The 18,415-nt window shown below is 35.4% G+C and carries 20 protein-coding genes and 1 riboswitch; all 20 genes read right to left on the bottom strand.

The genetic code is table 11. From position 1 onward, the window contains the following. Nucleotides 1-285: 285 nt before the first annotated feature. The 20 genes from MHH81_RS08380 to MHH81_RS08285 all read right to left on the bottom strand — a co-directional run bounded on the left by MHH81_RS08380 (nt 286) and on the right by MHH81_RS08285 (nt 18,337). Nucleotides 286-1,053: a DUF817 domain-containing protein gene (locus MHH81_RS08380; RefSeq protein WP_340920016.1), complete on the bottom strand. Its 768-nt coding sequence runs from the start codon at nt 1,051-1,053 to the stop codon at nt 286-288. Beyond that, nucleotides 1,050-1,385, bottom strand: a complete 336-nt coding sequence (locus tag MHH81_RS08375) for a DUF2975 domain-containing protein (RefSeq protein WP_340925189.1) — start codon at nt 1,383-1,385, stop codon at nt 1,050-1,052. The genes MHH81_RS08380 and MHH81_RS08375 overlap by 4 nt, the downstream gene beginning before the upstream one ends. A 382-nt stretch (nt 1,386-1,767) precedes the next feature. Beyond that, nucleotides 1,768-2,223 carry a GNAT family N-acetyltransferase gene (locus MHH81_RS08370; protein ID WP_340920013.1) on the bottom strand — a complete coding sequence of 152 codons (456 nt, stop codon included), beginning with the start codon at nt 2,221-2,223 and terminating at the stop codon, nt 1,768-1,770. Between the two features lie 33 nt (nt 2,224-2,256). Then, nucleotides 2,257-2,679 carry a FosM family fosfomycin resistance protein gene (fosM, locus tag MHH81_RS08365; protein WP_340920010.1) on the bottom strand — a complete coding sequence of 141 codons (423 nt, stop codon included), beginning with the start codon at nt 2,677-2,679 and terminating at the stop codon, nt 2,257-2,259. Between the two features lies 1 nt (nt 2,680). Continuing rightward, nucleotides 2,681-3,121 carry an alpha/beta fold hydrolase gene (locus MHH81_RS08360; RefSeq protein WP_340920009.1) on the bottom strand — a complete coding sequence of 147 codons (441 nt, stop codon included), beginning with the start codon at nt 3,119-3,121 and terminating at the stop codon, nt 2,681-2,683. Nucleotides 3,122-3,139: 18 nt separating this feature from the next. Continuing rightward, complete coding sequence (locus MHH81_RS08355; RefSeq protein ID WP_340920007.1) at nt 3,140-3,409, bottom strand: alpha/beta fold hydrolase; 270 nt, start codon at nt 3,407-3,409, stop codon at nt 3,140-3,142. A 16-nt stretch (nt 3,410-3,425) separates the two neighbouring features. Then, nucleotides 3,426-4,301 (bottom strand): histidine phosphatase family protein, encoded by an 876-nt coding sequence (locus tag MHH81_RS21315; RefSeq protein ID WP_445678081.1) that lies wholly within the window; start codon nt 4,299-4,301, stop codon nt 3,426-3,428. A 10-nt stretch (nt 4,302-4,311) separates the two neighbouring features. Next, on the bottom strand, nt 4,312-4,842 hold the full coding sequence (locus tag MHH81_RS08345) for a GrpB family protein (RefSeq protein ID WP_340925187.1): 531 nt from the start codon (nt 4,840-4,842) through the stop codon (nt 4,312-4,314). A gap of 240 nt (nt 4,843-5,082) precedes the next feature. After that, a complete protein-coding gene (locus MHH81_RS08340; RefSeq protein WP_340920005.1) occupies nt 5,083-6,099 on the bottom strand; it encodes a S66 family peptidase in 1,017 nt (338 codons plus the stop codon). A 21-nt stretch (nt 6,100-6,120) separates the two neighbouring features. Then, a complete protein-coding gene (locus MHH81_RS08335) occupies nt 6,121-6,930 on the bottom strand; it encodes an MBL fold metallo-hydrolase (protein WP_340920002.1) in 810 nt (269 codons plus the stop codon). Nucleotides 6,931-7,117: 187 nt separating this feature from the next. Next, nucleotides 7,118-7,762, bottom strand: a complete 645-nt coding sequence (locus MHH81_RS08330; protein WP_340920001.1) for an alpha/beta hydrolase — start codon at nt 7,760-7,762, stop codon at nt 7,118-7,120. A 455-nt stretch (nt 7,763-8,217) separates the two neighbouring features. Further along, a complete protein-coding gene (metA, locus tag MHH81_RS08325; RefSeq protein ID WP_340919999.1) occupies nt 8,218-9,126 on the bottom strand; it encodes a homoserine O-acetyltransferase MetA in 909 nt (302 codons plus the stop codon). Nucleotides 9,127-9,206: 80 nt separating this feature from the next. Further along, a riboswitch (SAM riboswitch) is annotated at nt 9,207-9,317 on the bottom strand. Nucleotides 9,318-9,510: 193 nt separating this feature from the next. Next, complete coding sequence (locus MHH81_RS08320; protein ID WP_340925185.1) at nt 9,511-10,449, bottom strand: VOC family protein; 939 nt, start codon at nt 10,447-10,449, stop codon at nt 9,511-9,513. Nucleotides 10,450-10,901: 452 nt separating this feature from the next. Continuing rightward, nucleotides 10,902-12,824, bottom strand: coding sequence for a squalene--hopene cyclase (gene shc / locus MHH81_RS08315; protein WP_340919997.1), 1,923 nt, complete (start codon nt 12,822-12,824; stop codon nt 10,902-10,904). Nucleotides 12,825-13,201: 377 nt separating this feature from the next. Then, nucleotides 13,202-15,070: a ribosomal protection-like ABC-F family protein gene (gene abc-f, locus MHH81_RS08310; RefSeq protein WP_340919995.1), complete on the bottom strand. Its 1,869-nt coding sequence runs from the start codon at nt 15,068-15,070 to the stop codon at nt 13,202-13,204. Between the two features lie 122 nt (nt 15,071-15,192). Continuing rightward, nucleotides 15,193-15,318: an RAxF-45 family protein gene (locus tag MHH81_RS08305; protein WP_340919993.1), complete on the bottom strand. Its 126-nt coding sequence runs from the start codon at nt 15,316-15,318 to the stop codon at nt 15,193-15,195. A gap of 70 nt (nt 15,319-15,388) precedes the next feature. Next, nucleotides 15,389-15,616, bottom strand: coding sequence for a hypothetical protein (locus MHH81_RS08300; protein ID WP_340919991.1), 228 nt, complete (start codon nt 15,614-15,616; stop codon nt 15,389-15,391). A gap of 113 nt (nt 15,617-15,729) precedes the next feature. Next, nucleotides 15,730-16,125, bottom strand: coding sequence for a sporulation protein (locus MHH81_RS08295; RefSeq protein WP_340919988.1), 396 nt, complete (start codon nt 16,123-16,125; stop codon nt 15,730-15,732). A 5-nt stretch (nt 16,126-16,130) separates the two neighbouring features. Beyond that, nucleotides 16,131-17,324 carry an AI-2E family transporter gene (locus tag MHH81_RS08290; protein WP_340919985.1) on the bottom strand — a complete coding sequence of 398 codons (1,194 nt, stop codon included), beginning with the start codon at nt 17,322-17,324 and terminating at the stop codon, nt 16,131-16,133. 71 nt (nt 17,325-17,395) lie between these two features. After that, nucleotides 17,396-18,337 (bottom strand): LCP family protein, encoded by a 942-nt coding sequence (locus tag MHH81_RS08285; protein ID WP_340919982.1) that lies wholly within the window; start codon nt 18,335-18,337, stop codon nt 17,396-17,398. Nucleotides 18,338-18,415: the final 78 nt, after the last annotated feature.

The following is an 18,415-nucleotide window of genomic DNA, read 5'->3' as shown; positions in this document are numbered from 1 at the left end:
TACCTTTATATCCATAATATTCAATATAAATAGTTTAATTATAATATATGTAATTTGTAAACTTAGATTATATTATTTTTATCATATAACCATTCTTCGACAAGAAGTCTCCATCTTCAAACATGAGTAGGGCAATAGCCGAATAATTGGCGTTCGATCAAGAACGACTTTAGACGTACTTGGCCGAACAACTGTTATACTCGTCCTATAAAAAGTGAATAAAAAAAGTGACTCGTCCCCTCTCCACCTACGTAAAATCAAGTTCTTAACAGTTATCAAAATTGACTATAGTGGAATTTTTCTCTTAACCTGCTTTAACGTCGCTACAATAAGAAAGCTAACAATAACTAATAAGAGCCATGAACTTACCTTTCCTAGATGAACGAGACTCCATGCATCGGTTTGGTTAGGATATTCCCAAGCTCCTAAGAACGTTGCGATATTTTCTGCTATCCATATAAAAAATCCAATGAGCACAAAAGAAAGTGCGAGTGGCATACGGTAACGAGTTCCATCAACCTCGTATGTGACCCATGATTGCCAAAAGACGATAATTACAAGTCCAGATAACCACCAACGAATGTCAATCCAATAATGGTGGGTGAAAAAATTCAAATAAATCGCAGCTGCAAGAGGTACAACTACCAAAAACGGTGGCCACCTTACCAGTTCAACATTAAACCTCCTCCACGCCTGGCAAAGATAACTCGCTACACTTGCATACATGAATCCGCTATACAAAGGCACTCCAAATAATTTGAAATATCCTTCCTCTGGATAAGACCAGGAGCCCATATGTACCTTGAAAAGTTCAAGAGCAAGTCCAATAAGGTGAAACAATGTGATAACCTTTAGTTCATCCCGTGTTTCAAGCCCAGAATGCACCATCCACCACTGCATTAGAAGGCAGATGATGAGCAGCCAGTCATACCGTGGTAGAAAGGGAAGTGGCGTAATTTGTGTAAAAGCCAAAGAGGCAAAAATAACGACAGGAAACAAACAGGATAGGGCCTGCTCCCAGCCAAAACGAACAAGTTGTTTTAGTGCTCTCATGATTTGTGCCTCCAAAGGTTTTTTCTGAATATATGTAAGTCCTGCTTAGTATAGTAGCTAAATAGATTTAAGGTTTTGTACATAGGTTCACCGCCGAATAACTTTCTTTTTATATACCTCAATGCTCTAACAGATAATTCCGAGAAAACCATGTTCTTATCAATATAGGTTAAAAGTTTAAATGCTTGATACAACGCAACAAAAAATGGAGTAGCCAATACATACACACATACTAAAATGGGATATTGCAAGTAAGCAGTCTCTGGATTCGTTTCTGCATCTCTACTGGCTATCCAAGGCAACCAAAATATACACAAAGCAAGTGCCGTAATTCAAATAAGAAAAATAACTACCTTTAAGAAAATTGTTGAACATTGTTTACGTTTCATAAAAAGTACCTCACTTATTTATTGTCAATTTTACTTTAACATGCATTTTATCGTTTTACAATAAATAAATATTGATTTTAATCACATTATTATTGTTATATAATTATCCTTATAATTTTAAACAAGATAAAAAGCATTCCTCATTATAGGGAAATGCTCTATAACTTTTTCTATTCAATTTATAACCTGTGCAACTAACCTGCTTCGTTAGCACAATAAAAAAAGCTGCATCGATGGCAGTTAGATCTTAATTATAAGCGCTCGTTAGTTGAAGAAGGTAAGTTCATTGGATTCTTTAAGCAATTTTCTAGTTCAACAGCATCCCTTACCTATGTCCATCTTTTCTTGCTTGTATATAGCCATAGTAAGAACATGTCCCGTTTTCAGATAAATCTTTAACCTCAAATCCACATTTTTCGTAAAAGGTAAAATTGTTGGAAGAAGTATGAGCAAACCAATCTCCGTGAGGAAGTTTTTGCAAACAAAGAGCTACTAGTTTTTTACCAATTCCTTTCCCGCGATATTCAGATAAGACTACCAGGTCCATAATGTTGGCTGCCATTATTTTGTCAGAAAGCACCCTGATCATACCGATCATTTGATTATTATCCCAAACAGTAAATGCCCATGTAGAGTTTTGGAAGATTAAAGAGAACTTTTCTTTCTGCCATTCTGGAGTATTTCTTACCCAACCTGCATCTTTAAACAGGTGTTCTACGCTTTCTGCTGGAACATTCTCTGTACCTTCTCTTATAACTAATCCATTGAAATATTGATACATTTTTATTCCTCCCCTAAGATGTTAAAATCCTAGCTAATCGAAAAACTCCATATGCTCTTTTGCCTGTTTGTAGTAGTCCATTCTGTTTTTCAGCGTACCCGTATGAAATTCGAATTTATGTCCATCTGGGTCCGTAAAGTATATAGATCTTTTGTCTCTATCATCTCTTTCTCGACCTGAAAGTATGTTTACATGCAAGTTATTTAGTTTCTCAAATGTAAGATCAAAATCAGTTTCTTCTATAGAAAAGGCTATATGTGTATACGACTCTCTGATTTCATTACGAGGAATATCTTTTTCTTCATTCAAAGCAAGCCACATCCCATGTAAATCGAAATAAGCAGTGCTTCTTCCTTTCACTAAAAGCTTTGCATCCAATACATCTTGATAAAACGTAATAGAATTTTCTAAGTGAGAAACGGAAAATAACAAATGATTTAAACCTTTTATAGTCAATTTAACCCTCCCTTTCAGCAGAATTATCCATCTTTCTTAAAAAAATAGTGATAATATCTATAAATTTTTGTTTATCAGGATCCCACAGTTCATGTCCAGACTCTACAATTTCACAAATCGTTACATCTTTTAAGAAGCGTTTATATTTATCTACTTCTTTCTCTTTTAATAATGAACCTTCTTCTCCACCCTTTATTATTAAAACAGGTATATCTAGGAGGGATAATTCTAGAGATAATTCAGATTGCTTGGAATCTCTTTGCATACCCGTCACTACATGCTTCCTGCCTTCCGGTATAAATCCCCGAGTAAGATTTCTGTCGGACCAGGTTTCAGGTATAGCTGGGTATGTAGCTGGATAATCACATAAAATTAACCCTTTGATATTCTCTTCTTTAGCAGCATACTTGATTGCATATGGAACGCCCATTGAATAAGCCATTAGGCAATAGTTCTGTACTTAACTTTCCTCTATGACAGCAGCTATATCCTGGACATGATTTTCTAAGGCGTACCCTGTTTGGGGTGCATCACTTTTCCCTCGTCCCCGTAAACTCATGGTGACTATTCTTCTTGGATTAAATGTACTTAACAAGTCAATGGTTTGTTCTGCAAAATTCAAAGCACCTGGCACATAAACGAGTGGAGTTGGAAAGCTGTCCTCAAAGGCATTATCCATGTAATGCACCTTAATGCCATCAGAATTTGCATATTTATGGATAAACATCAATAGAAGACCTCACTTTCTATTTAGTCGCTAGGTTTTCATAGTATTCTTTAGGATTACTTATTTTATTTTCTATAAAAAATTTGGCCATACTTTTTATCATATCTATATATTCATTTTCCATATGTTCGTTAGGAATTAAATGGACAAGATCCATGACAGATCCTTCCACTTGTACCCTATCAGATTGCAAATCCACTGTAACCGTCATGTATACCTTATTTTCGAATGATACTTCCCCAGTGACAGTTTCCTTATCAAGATCTACAGAAGGATAATTTATTTTAATTCCAATAGATTTATAAATTGTATAGCCACTGTTACTTGGGTTCTTTTCATTTTCATCTATTCTTTTTACTTCAATTAAATGCTTATCGAAGAAAGTCAGTTTATAAATGTCGGGCATGGCAAGCTGCTCCCAGAAATGAACGTCATATTTTGGATCAAAATAATTCATGATTAACACCATGATGTTACCATGTGTACCAATAACGATGTTTTTGCCTTTGTATTTATCAAGCAACTCAACGGTTGCTGCAACGCCTCTTACTTGTGCTACGTTATTTGATTCTCCACCATCTAAAGAAGAATCGAAATCAGACCATACTTTAGAAATAGCTTCGTTAAAATCGGCTACAGGATGTTCCGATAAAGTCCGTTCTTTTAAATCATCGACAAGTTCCATGTCTTGACCTATGTAATTAGCAATTCCCTCCACTGTTTGAATCGCTCTTTGATAGGGACTAGAAATTACATGATCTATTCTCTCTAATTGCAATAGTTCCGTAACTAACTTTGAGTCTTCCATTCCACGTTCTGACAAAGGTCTTCCCAGTTCGTCTGGTGAATAAGTAGAATGTGCATGTCTAACGAAATACAAATTTGTAATCAACATCATTCAGCTCCTAGCTTTTTCGTTTTTCGTAAATACTCTTCACAAACGGCTCTTTTAAATCGGTATACTCCGTTATTTTCATATTTTCACGCTCTGCATAAGCTATTTTCAACTTTTTGTATTCTTCTCTCGCACTTTCATTTGCAATTAAATAATCTCTGAAGAAAATTAAATTACTCCACAGTTCTTTGTCATAATCAACTAAGTGTATATAATGCGTCTTTACTTCGTATGTCTCATCTACAAATTTGGCAAATACGATTTCACCTGGTCTTTCCACTCGAAGTCTTAAGAATCCAACTGTTTGGAGTCCTTTTATGATGGAAGCATCCACACTCGCTATATCATCTACACCAATTAATAGATCGATAATCGGCTTTGCATCCATATCCATAATTGCAGTACTGCCAATATGTTCTATCCGATTTCCTTCAATATGAGCGGTTTTTATTACTTCCTGTTTAACCGTTAAGAACTCACGGTTCCATTCACTTGTATAAGGAACTAACTTGACTTCATCTCTCTTTAAACCTAACTTCATCATCGTTTCCCCTCTTTCTTTCGATCACGCCACAACCATCCAAAATAAACAACCACAGATAATATGAAAAGTAAATTTGGTATGTAGTGAAATTCTGGAGGTAAAAGCAAGATTAAAACTAAAGATAGAATTAATGACATACCAACTATGAGAAACCACATTTTCTCACGATTGTTTTGAGAGCTTAGTTAAAATCTATCCACTTTATAGCCCCCTCTACTTAACACATGAAGTAAATCATTACGGTTTAAAGGTTTGCAAAATAGTTCCTTTACCTTCTTCCAGCTCTACTTCCGCATAAGCACCATTGATGAACGTCATTTGAGGTGGAACATGGCCACAGTCGATATCATATATAATAGGAATATTTAGCTCGTCTGACATGTCTTTATAAACATCTTCTACCGAATAATTATCAACCGCTGTCTCCGCACTACTTCGACCAAACATCAAACCAGAGCATTGATCAAACCAACCCGCTAATTTCATTTGTACTAAAGAACGTCGTAAGTCTGTTGTGTTTAACTCACAATTTTCCAAATACCATATGATTGGCTCGTCCTTGATGTATTTTTCCCTAAAATTTTCTACATCCCCGAACGGAGTGCCGACTAAATGTCTAATGACGTCTATACATCCACCAAGTAGACGTCCTTGCATCTTCACATTGCTCATTGATAGAGTTTTCCATTCTGTTTGTTCGGTTAAATGAAATAGACAGGCAGAAGGATTCGCATGATCCCATTTCTTTTGATATTTGGGTGAAGAGTGTTGAACGACAGATTCACTAGACTTTGTAGATAAAACAGCCCGCCACATTGCAGTTGTTTCATCCCAAATTTCCCCTCTTAAATCCACTAAATTGGTGCCGTGTGCTGTTGCTATACCGGTCTTCAATGTAATGGCTAGCAGTAGTATACTTACATCTGAATAGCCTAATACCCATTTATTCTTTATATTTTCGAAATCAATATATTCCAGTGACTCAATAAGTAATTCTCCACCCCAAGGAGGAAGAATTATATCAATTTTGTCGTCAACCATCATTTTATTCCATTCTGCTGCACGCAATTTAGCAGGTGCTGATTTTGCTTTATCCTGGGTCCAAACAGTATCACCACATATGACTGTAAACCCTCTTGCTTTCATACGTTCGCATGCCAATTTGAACATATCATGCAGTTCCGCATGTACACCAGATGATATTGCTGTTACTCCTATTGTTGCTCCTTTTTCAAAATGAGGATAATTAATCATATATAGAGTCTCCTTACTATGCTAATGGATTTGTTTTATTTCATTGAAAGCCAACTTTTGGTTTTCTACATGAATATCTTTCATCCCGTCAAAGAATATGTATCTCCCCTTCAATATTTCTTCCATATTTTCTTTCATGTCTATTAATTGATCCAGATATGCTTGTGCAAATTTTAATCGGTCTTCCATTTCTGTTTTATCTTCCGTTGTATGACCATGACCAGGTACATGAACGGAAATAGAATGCAGAGAAAAAATGTCTTTAGCTTTATTCATCGTTTTAAGATATTCCAGATAACTATCAAATATAAACGGAAATTCCACATCTGATAAATAGTCACCTGAAAGGAATATCCCAGCAGGCTCAATGATAGTAAACAAGCCATCATTTGTGTGCCCTGGTGCTAAATAAAACGTTAAGGTGCTCTTTCCTAAGATCAATTTTTGTCCATCTTTACTTACAACATAATCCACCAGAGGATACTCCGGCTTATAATTTCTTTGTAAATAGTAGCGCTGATCAAATGAATGCACTTTATTTATTGCTTCATCTTTCTGTTTATTTTCGTTAAATGCTTGAGAAGCAATCACTTTTGCGTCAGGAAATGCCCCCGAACCAATAATATGGTCGAAATCACTATGTGTGTAGATGATATATAGAGCTCTATCTTTTCTAATTTGATTTACATAAGCCTTAATTTCATCTACTTCATGTGGCAGCCAATTCGGATCGGTCATCACAATTGCCTCATCCAGCTCTATTACAGCTGATGTAGTTTTATAGAGAGAGCTTTGAAAAACTCTCATATTCTCTTTATCATATTGAATCATGTTTTTCCCCCCGATTCTTTAATAGCGAGTAAATCGACGTTTGTAAAAGGAGATTTGTCGATAACGATTTTATAGGTTGTTTATAGAAGAAATTATGCCAGTGAGGTTTAATATAGCTATTTCAAGACACATAAAAAAAACACCCCTCATGATGAATACTATTCGTCATGACGGATGAGATATCCTTTTATTCACCTATGTTCTCGTTTAAAAATGCTAATAAGTCTCTGTGATTTTCTGCTGCTACACCATGTGCTATTGGATAGCTTTTAAATGTAACATTCGCTCCCTGTTCGGTGAAATAGTCTTTACTTGCAACTCCCCATTCAAATGGGAGCATATTATCTAATTCACCATGTGAAATAAATACATTCAATTGATCAACGGGTTGTGTTGCATACTCTCCCTTCGCAAAGGCTGGAATATATCCACTTAGTGCAACTATTCCTTTTATTTGTTTACCCATTACAAGGGCTAAAGTTTGAGATAATATTGCTCCTTGGCTAAAACCAAGTAGATACACTTGCTCCCTATCTACTGAATATTCTTCCATTGCCTCTTGGATAAATGATTGAAGATCTTTGATAACTTGATCAAAAACCGTACGATGTGGCTTACCAAGCCCTTCAATTGTAAAAAATGCATATCCAGGTGGCTGGCTAATTGGCCCACGAATACTAAAAATATGACATTTCTCTTTTAAACTCGATACAAGTCCTACTAAATCATTTTCATTGCTACCCATGCCATGGATTAAAAATAGTGCAGGATATTTTTTATTTTCATCGGTCGTTTGTGGTGCACTATGAATATAAGTAAATGTTGTGTTCATGTATATCTTCCCTTCCTTTTTAATTTAACTAATCATAGCATTTTTTTCCTTTACCTAACTAATCATTTGTCTACAAGAAATAAAAGAAATCGATCACATTTTTCAATAATGGTCTAAAGGTTGTCACGAGGTCATGCTGTTGACCAACTGGCAACCTCTTTTGTCGTCTTCGCGTTGGGCTTTGTCTTCTTAGGCTCTTGTTTTGTCGCGTTCATGCTTAAGTTTGTCTCGTTCAGTGCATCATTTGTCTCATTTAGGATTATTCTTCCAGCAATAAACCTATTACACTATAAAACAGTCGAACTTCTTACATTAAATGGCTTAATGAGACCAATTCTCCCGTAATCGAGACTAAATACCATAAACCCGCAACCAATTCTAATAAAAACGAGACCATTTTCAGAATTCAAACAAATGAAAAAGAGCTACCCTTCATCGGATAGCCCCATTAACCATTATTCCCACTCATATGGTGTTGCTTGGTATACATAATAGTTCAACCAATTCGAGAATAATAAGTGTGTGTGCGAGCGCCATGAATTCGATGGTTGTTGTGTTGGATCATTTTGTGGGAAATAGTTCACCGGTAAATCTATTTCTATTCCTTTATTCACATCACGTACATATTCTTCTGCCAGTGTTGTGGCGTCATATTCTAAGTGACCGGTAATCATAATATGCTTCTCATCGTTTGAAATAATGAGGAAAACTCCGGCGTCGTCAGAAATCGAAAGGAGTTTAAGACGAGGATCAGCTTTAATTTCCTCAAAAGAAACGGATGTATATCGAGAGTGTGGCACATAGAATTGGTCATTAAAACCACGAACTAATTGGACGGTTGGATCAGACAAACGGTGACTAAACACACCAGAACATTTCTTTGGTAATTCAAATTTATCAATACCATAATGATGATATAAAGCAGCTTGTGCTCCCCAACAAATATGTAATACAGAAGTGACATTGGTTTTCGACCAATCCATTATTTCTGTTATTTCATTCCAATAATTTACCCGCTCAAATTCTAAATGCTCTATTGGGGCTCCTGTAATGATCAATCCGTCATACTTTCGATGCTTTATTTGTTCGAAGGTTGTATAAAATGTATCTAAATGTGTTTTACTCACGTTTTTCGATTCATGAGTGGCAGTTTTCATGAATGTTACATTCACTTGTAATGGTGTATTACCTAGTAACCTTAAAAGTTGTAATTCTGTTTTTTCTTTTTCGGGCATTAAGTTCAAAATGATAATATTAAGCGGACGAATGTCCTGCGCAAAAGCACGGTCCTCATCCATGATAAATATTTTTTCCTCTTTCAGTAATTCAGCAGCTGGTAATTGTTTTGGAATATTAATTGGCATAACATTCTCTCCTTTTTTTTAAATAATAAAAACCCTCTTTTCTCAAGGATAAGAAAAGAGGGTAAGTGAATCGCACTCAGTTCTTATCTTTCAAGACTTTTCAATCTTGTAGGAGGTAGCACCTTTCTGATTAACATCAGAGGTTGCTGAAGCTTCACAGGGCCATATCCCTCTGCTTCTCTTGATAAGAGTATTCGTTTATATACTGGTTTATTAATCTAGTAAATATTAGCACAATAAATATAATATTACAACAATTAAAAATAATCAAAATGGAGAAATAGACTTCTCCTAACAGCTATTCTTCTAGAAAGTTCTTTCTTTAAAACCTATTATTTTCATGTGTTGATTTCCATTGTTTTAAGTGAAAGCTCGCTCTTATTCTTATGAAAGGACTTCAAAAACAATACCATTTCCACTTGGATCTATTGTAGAAAATGACTGTTCCTGTTCATTCATTTCCACATTATTTTGAAGAAGTTGATTTTTAACTTCTTCTAAAGCTTCACTAGTCGGAAGTACGAGTGTATATTCTTTTAATCCAGTAGCATTTGCTGGTGGATGTGGATTATTTTCTCCTGCCCAAACATTTCCTGCAATATGGTGGTGATATCCCCCTACCGAAATAAAAAATGCAGAATCTAATACAATTTGCTCTTCAAATCCAATGACATCTACATAAAATTTTGTAGATGCTAGAACATTCGCTACTCTTAAATGCACATGTCCAATCGTTGTAGTAGCTGGAATGCTTCCATCTGTATCGAAGTCCGCTAATTCTGCTAGCTCTTTGAAATTTAAGGGATTACTACCACCTGGATATTTCGTCCAATCTTCTCTAGGACGGTCCGCATAAATTTCAATTCCATTGCCTTCAATATCATACAAATAAAATGCTTCGCTATATCCATGATCGCTTGCACTGTCTAAACGAGCGATAGGAATAAACCGTTCAAAATGCGTAAAGCGTGGTTCTTGCTCCAATGGACTATCCACCGTCTTTTTACTTCTTAATATATGAAATAATTTCGTAGCAAAAGCTTCCCTAGTTGGAAGTAAAAAAGCTGTATGAAAAACACCAGTACTTCTAGCTCCTTGTAATTCATTTGCCGTTTTTTCTAATTTTAAGATTGCTCTTGTTCCACCTTTTCCGGCTAAGGATGCATTTATTTCGTCTCGTTGAATTACTTGTAAGCCAACTACATCTTCATAGAAAGCTATTTGTCTTTCTAAATCCTTTACTTTTAAAACGACATGACCTACATGTGTATCTTGATGAATGACAAACGCACCTTTTTTAGTAGCAGAAAATACTTCTGACATATTATCCCCCTCGTTCCACTTATTAAGTGATGAATGCATTACTATCATATGAAATCCTCCATCTCTATATTTGGAGAGTGGTTGGAAAAAACTTCAATAATTAAAACTCGTTTCCGATAGCTTTATTAGAGCTTGAAAAAGGTCTTTTTTTATGACTATAACGTCGCTTTATGTGTCAAATTCGACTTAAAAAGAATGGAATTTTCATACCGCTTGTTCAACTAACCTGCTGCGTTAGTTCAATAAAAAAAGAGCTGCCTAAGCAACCCATGTTCTTTAACTAAAGTACCCGTTAAATGCACCAAATGATAATAAAGATACTTACTATCACATTTAGAAGCGTTTAATACATGAGCATTATATTAACCCAAGATTCATCTTCATTAAAAAAAACTGATTTATATAATTAACTATTCCGTTTACACCGTAGTATGGTTTGTCACCTTTCATACCTATTCGTTCTTGAGAGTTAAGAGGCTGTCATTCGGAAATTTTTTTTGATAATGCGAAAGGACAATAAGAGGGAAAATATATCGATAACTGTGATAATGAATATAGAAACTGCCAGCCATTCCCTGTCCTTTTGGATAAGATGTTGTCCAGTCAACTTTATCATTATTTTCTAAAATATATTTGATGCCGGATGTTATTTCCGGTGTAAGTTTGTCTTCAGCAGCAATCAGCGCATCCAATGCCCAGGCTGTGTGAGTTAACGTACTGGCTCCCAATGGAATGTACGTTTTCATTTGATCACTTTTACAAGACTCTCCCCATCCCCCATCCGAATTTTGAATATCACGAAGCCATTTGACTGATTTTAGAATTGAAGGATGGTCCGATGATATTCCTGCTGCAACAAGCCCGGTTATAGCAGCCCAAGCACCATAAATATAGCATATGCCCCATCGGCCATACCACGATCCATTCGGTTCTTGATGATCTAATAACCAATTTACACCTAACTTTATAGAGTCGTGACTCTTCTTTAAGTTAGTGAATTCCCCGAAAAATTCCAATGTTCTTCCCGTTAAATCTGCACTTGTTGGATCTGCGAGTAAATATTCAGCATCTTCAATTGGAATAATAGACAAAATGCTATTATTCACGCCTTTTTCGAATGATGGCCACCCTCCATCATCATTTTGCATTGAAAATACCCAGTCGATTCCTCTGTCCCAAGATGTATGGAACTTTGGATTTTTATAAACGGTTTTGCAGATTGACCTTAAGGCTGCAGTAGTATCATCAATATCAGGGTTCATTGTATTTACATCTGAGAAACCCCATCCCCCTGGAAGACTAGAAGGACTGTGTATGACCCAGTCCCCATATTTATCATGCTGACGTGTTAATAAAAATTGGTTTGCTTTTTTTATAACGGGATCTAATTCGGAAACGCCTGCTTCTTGCAAGGCATGACTAATTAAAGCTGTATTCCATACCGTTGCTGTGGTAAATTGCATATGAGTCTTCCCGTCAATTTGGCATTTCATAGACTTTAATCCGTTTAACGCCTGAACGATTGTGGGATGATCTTTCTTATATCCAAGGGAAAGCAATGCGAAAATTAGCAGAAATGTCGAGCTAAAGTAACTGTATAAGGTGCCATCTGGTTCAATTCGTTCTAGCATATACTGTTTTGTCTTATCTTCCGCAAGTTTCTGAATTTGTTTTGGCAAACCAATTAGATCTTCAATTCTTTTTTGAATGGATAAAAGAAAAGGATTCCATTCATTTGAGAGGACCCTTGATAAATATTCTTCATACCACCGGTTGTGGTTCAAAATATATAAATCTGAAATGTTTGGACTTTTATTTGTTTTAATTATATATTTCTTATCAGCAAGAATCATGAGTGGAGCGATATTCGCCCTTCCAAAGACGGAAAAGTCGAAAAAATTCATTGGGAATGAGTGTGGCAGTAAAACAAATTCTGTCGGGATAGTAAAAATTTTTTCCCATGAAAATTGTCCAGTTACTGCCAGCATTATCTTTGTTAGTAAACTACTTTTGTCTATTCCCCCATTTGTTAAAATAAACTGCCTCGCTGCTTGCATTCGTGCATCATCATGAGAACAATAGCCGGAATATAGAAGGGCGTAATAAGCTTCAATCGTGGCAGCTACATTCCCGTCAGCTTCTTCATCATAAAACAGCTTCCAAGCCCCACTTTCTTGTTGTTCGCTTAAAATCCGATCTACTAGTTCCTTTATTAATTCTTCATCATCAATCGTCATTGAACGCAATAAAATAATCATATAGGCATCCGTTGTAATTCCTGTTTCAAAAGGATAATCCCAAGTTCCTACCTCAGATTGATCCTTCTTCAAGATGCTTATAATTCGTTTAATTTCGTCGGATAGGGTATCGTTCACAAAATTCGTCCTTCCTATACCATAAATTCAATACACCTAAACATATTCGATTAGTTTTAAAAAAATACGAGGAAGATTAAGTATCTTTAGTCGGAAAAAAGCAAAGAATCTGTTTCTGCTTTGTAAGATGCATTTTCTTGACAGTTTTTTCAATGAACTACTAATATAAATTGAAATACAAAAAGTAACCCCTTCAATTCAATGCTGAAGGGGTCTTGTTAATATAATGCGGGTTATCTAAAGTTGGTCAAGTTCCATGAGTAATTTCACTTGTAAATGCTATGGCGTATATTCTGTTTAATATTCAGCGTTAAACAATTGTAAACATTTTGAACTAAATGCAGAAATCACTTCATCCATATCAATTGCAATTCGTTTCATTCTTCATTCTCCATCCATTGTTCAACTAAAGCTTCTAATTGTTGTTCTTGTTCGTTTTTAGTGGTAACTAACTGTTCATATCGTTCCCAATCATTTTCCGATTGTATTTGTTCTGTCAGAAGCTTGATTTCTATCTCTAGTTGCGCAATTTTGTCTTCAAGTGATTGATCTAGTTTAGTTTTATGCTTAACAGGTTTCTCTTTTTTCTTTAGTACTACCTCTTTCACTTCCACTTGTTTTAATTGTAGCGCTTCCCATTTTGCACGAGCCCATTCGTATGGTCCTTCAAAGGTTGTGAGCTGTCCCTGATCTAACCAAGCTGTCCTCGGGAACAATTTGTTTAAAAAATATCGATCATGTGAAACAGCTAGTATTGTACCTTGAAAGTCATCTAATGCATCTTCTAAAACCTCGCGGGAATCAATATCTAAATGATTGGTTGGCTCATCTAACATTAATAGGTTAATATCTTGGTGCATGAGCTGCGCGAGACGAAGACGCATTCGTTCTCCTCCACTTAAATCACCTACCCGTTTAAATACATCTGGTCCATAAAACATGAACTTTGCTAGTATGTGACGAGCATCACCTTCGAACACATTTACCTCACTTCGAAATACGTCGATTAATCGAGCTTTAGGATTTGAGATTTCAAAGTGCTGTGACAAAAATCCTACACGAACATTACTTCCTAGTCGCGCAATACCTGAGTCAACAGGTAATTCCCCACGTAATATATTTAAGATTGTAGACTTTCCAGTTCCGTTGCGTCCGACAATAGCGAGACGGTCTTTCCAGTACACATGTAAATTTGCATGTTGCAGTAGCATTTTCTCACCAAATGATTTACCCGCTTCTTCCATAACCACTACCTCTTTGCCACTTCTCGGAGCAGCTTCAAAGGATAAATTCATTTTTTTAGGATCTATTAGAGGCTTTCTTACTTTTTCCATCCGTTCCAGCGCACGTTCCATGTTGCGTGCCTGTCTATGAAGACCTGGATTAGGTGGAACAGCTTCATTTGCCCATATTCTTAACCGTTTAATCGCTTCTTTCATTTTCTTAATCTTTTTTTGTTGTTCCTCATAGTCTTGGAACTCTCGCATAAGCCTTGCTTCTTTTTCCATCATAAAGTAAGAGTAATTACCATGATAAAGAGAAAGCTCGCCTTCCTCTATGTCTGCCACTTTTGAAATGACTTGATCCAAAAAATAGCGATCATGCGAGATGAGAACTACTGTTCCAGCATAGGCAATTAAATATTGCTCTAACCATTCCACTGCAAATAAATCTAAATGATTCGTAGGTTCATCTAGCAATAGTAAATCAGGCTTTGTTAACAATAATTTTCCAAGCATTATTTTCGTCTGTTCCCCGCCACTTAAACTTGAAAAGGATTGATGAACAAAGTTGGATAATTGAAGTCCTTGTATAACCTTTTCAATTTCCGAATCCATCGAGTAACCATTTCGATTTGTAAATTCCTCTTGAATATCTCCGTATAGTTGAAGTAACTTTTCCATGGCATCAGGCTTCGCACTTGCTAATTTATTTTCAAGTACCTTCATTTGAGCTTGTAAAGCTATTAACTCGTCAAATGCACTATTTAATAAATCCAAGCCCGTTACTTCCTCTGAAAAAGTAGGGATTTGTGCTAAATAACCAATTTTAGTACCTTTTTTAAAATAAATGGTTCCTGCATCTGGTTTTTCGATTCCTGCAATAAGCTTAAATAAGGTCGTTTTCCCACTACCGTTTCGACCAACGACTCCTAATTTATCTCCTGTTTTAATAGATAAAGATAAGTTTTCAAAAATCGTATTTCCTCCGAGCATTTTACTAATTTCTTGTATTGTACATATCATAACGTTCGCTTCCTCTCATCTCTGGTATAGCTGGAAGCATTTTTCTGCATAGAAAAAGACTGCTCATATAAGCAGCCTTCTCCATTAAAAAATGGTTCAGAAAGAATGACTTATCAGCTGTGTTATTGCTCATTTAGTTGACTAAAAATGGACAGACTAGTCCCGTTGTTAGCAATTTCATGAGTAATCGCACAAGATGTGGATAAAAATTCCAATATAAATCCATGTGCACATACAGCCTTTTTCATTCTTTCCTCACCTCCGGTCTAATTGGTAAGAATATCTTATCATAATAATTCAAACAATTCAATCGATTATTTATTTAGATTTTTCGAGGGTTGGATCGTTGATGGAATTTCCAGTATCAGGAATTCCAATATCATTTTCCTTATTTACTTCTTCATTTCCTGTGTTAGGTAAATTTTTATCTTGGTTATCTATTTGAGTTTCAGGGGTCGGAGGCTCATTAGAATTCCTAATAGATCCACATGCAGAGAGAATGAGCAACGATAAAACTAGAAGTACGACAACAATTTTTTTCTTCATATCTTCACTCCTCATTTTTCATTAGATTGCTCTTCTTTTTTAAAAATAAACATAAAAAAACTCCAACAATAATTTGCTGGAGTTTTTATTAATTAAAATATTTTTTGGCACGACTATTCTTCGATGTCGAAGTAAATTTCGTCTTCGTCATTGTATTCAAAACCATTTTCAAATAAAACAGTTGTTCTTAAGATTAACTTTGTTACTTCATCAGTACCGTCTGGTATCCATCTTTCATCCGGCACGATTTCAAAAGGAATCATTTGCATATCTTTAGATGCCGCTGCTCCGACTAGTTCAATCGAATGCTTAGAAACGATCTTGGAATCTTCCCCATTAATTAGTTTAAAAACTTCTAATTTAATATTATCTATTGATTCGTCGTCATGTACACCATCAATATATATAGTCCCAGAAAGGTTAATGCCGTGTTCAATATATGGATGATCAACTACCGTATCAATTTTTATCGATTGTACTTCTATGGAAGATTCAAACTTCTTTGCCATTACTCTCAATCCACCTTGTGATTTGTATACTCATATCGATTTTCAACAACTGGTTCATACTTATTATAACGTTTTTTAAATAATGTATAAAAGTGGGTTACAAAAACTTTTAATATTGCATACCCTGGGATTCCTAAAATAACACCTGGAACTCCAAATAGTGCACCTGCAGTAATTAACACAAATATTATGGTAATGGGATGAACATGTAGAGATCTACCCATAATTTGAGGGGAAATAAACTTCCCTTCTACTAATTGTACAACGGTCCAAACTATGGCTAATTTAATTAGCATAAATGGCGAAGAAACTAGCGCAATAATTAAGGCTGGTGTAATCGCAATCACCGGACCTAAATAAGGAACAACACTCGTTACCATAGCAATTACACCAAGTAACATAGCATAATCCATCCCAATAATAGAGAATCCAATAAATATCATAAAACCGATACACATGGATACTAAAATCTGTCCTTGTATGTACGAGCTAATTTGTCTATCGATATTAGTAAACACAGATCGCAAATCTTCTCGCATACGCGGAGGAAATAATTTCATTACATAGTTGGGTAACTTTTCTCCATCCTTTAATAAGTAAAAGACGATAAATGGTACGGTAACAATTGCTAATACAAAACCTGTTAATACACCAACAATAGAAGAAATACCTGTTGCTAATCCTGTAAGTGTACTTTGTAAAAACTGGCCGATTTCTGTTGGTAACTCTTTTAAGATGGAGTTAACATCACTTTCAATTTGCAAATAAAAATCCCGGAAAAAGGATGTTCGTAGGAATCCATCCAACTTATCTAATAACACCATCAAATTGCCTGGTAATTCTTCCACTAACTTCAAAGACTGTGCCTTTAAAAATGGAAATACTAAAAATACAAGCAAGGTCACTAACCCTATTAATGCTAAAAAGATAATTAATATACCCCAAATACGAGGTATTTTAATTCGTTCTAACAAACGTAATAAAGGTCGTAATAAATAGTATGCTATTACTGCTAAAATAATGGGCAATATAACGTTACCTAAAAATACAGTTAAAGGAACGAAAATGAACGAAATTTCATCATATATCATTATGACAAGTCCGATTAACAATAGAAGCACTAATGTAAAAACGGTATTACGTCCACCTAAAAATTTTATGTACCTTGTTGAAAAAAAAGAAGGTTTTTCTGGCTCCACTATTATCAAACTTCCTTTCCTATACTATTATTTTACGAACGAATAAAAAGATTAGCAATTTTAAAGCATTATTATTTTTGTAAAAAGTCAGTTATGGCTGCTTTATTTTTCTCTTTATCTATTTCAATGACTGAACCAGCGTGCGAATAACTTTTGAAGGAATATGTACCCTCAACAGGAATGGTCAATTTCTCCATTTCTAACTTCCCACTTATGCCAGCATCGAGGATACGTTTTACTTTATCAGCTCTCGAATAGTCCGTTTCAATATATCCTTCCGCAGCCCCTAAAAATTTTGGCGTCTTGGATAAGTTTTGTATAGAAAGCAATTCATCCTTTAAAGCCTCCATAACAACTTGTTGTCTTTCGACCCTTCCAAAATCTCCTTCAGCATCCGAACGAAATCGAGCATATCCAAGCAGTTCTTTACCAGATAAGTTTTGTTGACCTTTTGTCAATGAAACACCAATTTTCTCCGACATATCCTTCTCTACATTAATGGGAATACCTTCTGGTGCAATAATATCAACTAACGATTCGAAACTTTTGAAATCGATTAGAGCATAGTGATGAATTGGTAGATCGAACATCCCATTAATCGTATCAGCTAATAATTGAACTCCACCCAAATAATAAGCTGTATTTAGTTTATATGATTGATACTCAGGAATATCGGCATATATGTCCCTCATAAACGATATAATTTTCACGTCATTTTCTTTTTTATCCCATGAAACAAGCATCATGGTGTCTGTTCGTGATTTTTCTTCACCCCTAGAATCTACACCGAGAACTAATATATTTTCTCGTTCTCCTACTTGTAATTGTGCCCCTTCAAATTCTATTGGTAGATCTTTCTCATTGTTGGTTAATTTATATCCAGCAGAGTATTGAATAACGGAATAAATTCCGCTGCTTAAAACGATTAGAATAAGGACTAACATTAGAACTCTCCCTAATCTCAATCTTCTTTTGCGTGATCTTCTCGATGGTCTTAATTGTTCCTCATCCATTTTGTAATCTCTCCCTTATAATCTTATAATAACGCATTTTCTCTAAATTGGTTTCAGAATTTTGTACATCTCTTGAAG

The organism is Psychrobacillus sp. FSL H8-0484 (genome assembly GCF_038005325.1).
GTDB lineage: Bacteria > Bacillota > Bacilli > Bacillales_A > Planococcaceae > Psychrobacillus.
The sequence above is the reverse complement of the archived record's forward strand: the minus strand, read 5'-3'. Positions and strand labels throughout refer to the sequence as shown.

Excerpts from the sequence above, each read along its gene's own strand:
- MHH81_RS08380 (WP_340920016.1), bottom strand. The coding sequence starts at position 1,053 with ATGAGAGCACTAAAACAACTTGTTCGTTTTGGCTGGGAGCAGGCCCTA.
- MHH81_RS08370 (WP_340920013.1), bottom strand. The coding sequence starts at position 2,223 with ATGTATCAATATTTCAATGGATTAGTTATAAGAGAAGGTACAGAGAAT.
- MHH81_RS08360 (WP_340920009.1), bottom strand. The coding sequence starts at position 3,121 with ATGGCTTATTCAATGGGCGTTCCATATGCAATCAAGTATGCTGCTAAA.
- MHH81_RS21315 (WP_445678081.1), bottom strand. The coding sequence starts at position 4,301 with ATGTTGATTACAAATTTGTATTTCGTTAGACATGCACATTCTACTTAT.
- MHH81_RS08345 (WP_340925187.1), bottom strand. The coding sequence starts at position 4,842 with ATGAAGTTAGGTTTAAAGAGAGATGAAGTCAAGTTAGTTCCTTATACA.
- MHH81_RS08340 (WP_340920005.1), bottom strand. The coding sequence starts at position 6,099 with ATGATTAATTATCCTCATTTTGAAAAAGGAGCAACAATAGGAGTAACA.
- MHH81_RS08335 (WP_340920002.1), bottom strand. The coding sequence starts at position 6,930 with ATGATTCAATATGATAAAGAGAATATGAGAGTTTTTCAAAGCTCTCTC.
- MHH81_RS08330 (WP_340920001.1), bottom strand. The coding sequence starts at position 7,762 with ATGAACACAACATTTACTTATATTCATAGTGCACCACAAACGACCGAT.
- metA (WP_340919999.1), bottom strand. The coding sequence starts at position 9,126 with ATGCCAATTAATATTCCAAAACAATTACCAGCTGCTGAATTACTGAAA.
- MHH81_RS08320 (WP_340925185.1), bottom strand. The coding sequence starts at position 10,449 with ATGTCAGAAGTATTTTCTGCTACTAAAAAAGGTGCGTTTGTCATTCAT.
- abc-f (WP_340919995.1), bottom strand. The coding sequence starts at position 15,070 with ATGATATGTACAATACAAGAAATTAGTAAAATGCTCGGAGGAAATACG.
- MHH81_RS08305 (WP_340919993.1), bottom strand. The coding sequence starts at position 15,318 with ATGAAAAAGGCTGTATGTGCACATGGATTTATATTGGAATTTTTATCC.
- MHH81_RS08300 (WP_340919991.1), bottom strand. The coding sequence starts at position 15,616 with ATGAAGAAAAAAATTGTTGTCGTACTTCTAGTTTTATCGTTGCTCATT.
- MHH81_RS08295 (WP_340919988.1), bottom strand. The coding sequence starts at position 16,125 with ATGGCAAAGAAGTTTGAATCTTCCATAGAAGTACAATCGATAAAAATT.
- MHH81_RS08285 (WP_340919982.1), bottom strand. The coding sequence starts at position 18,337 with ATGGATGAGGAACAATTAAGACCATCGAGAAGATCACGCAAAAGAAGA.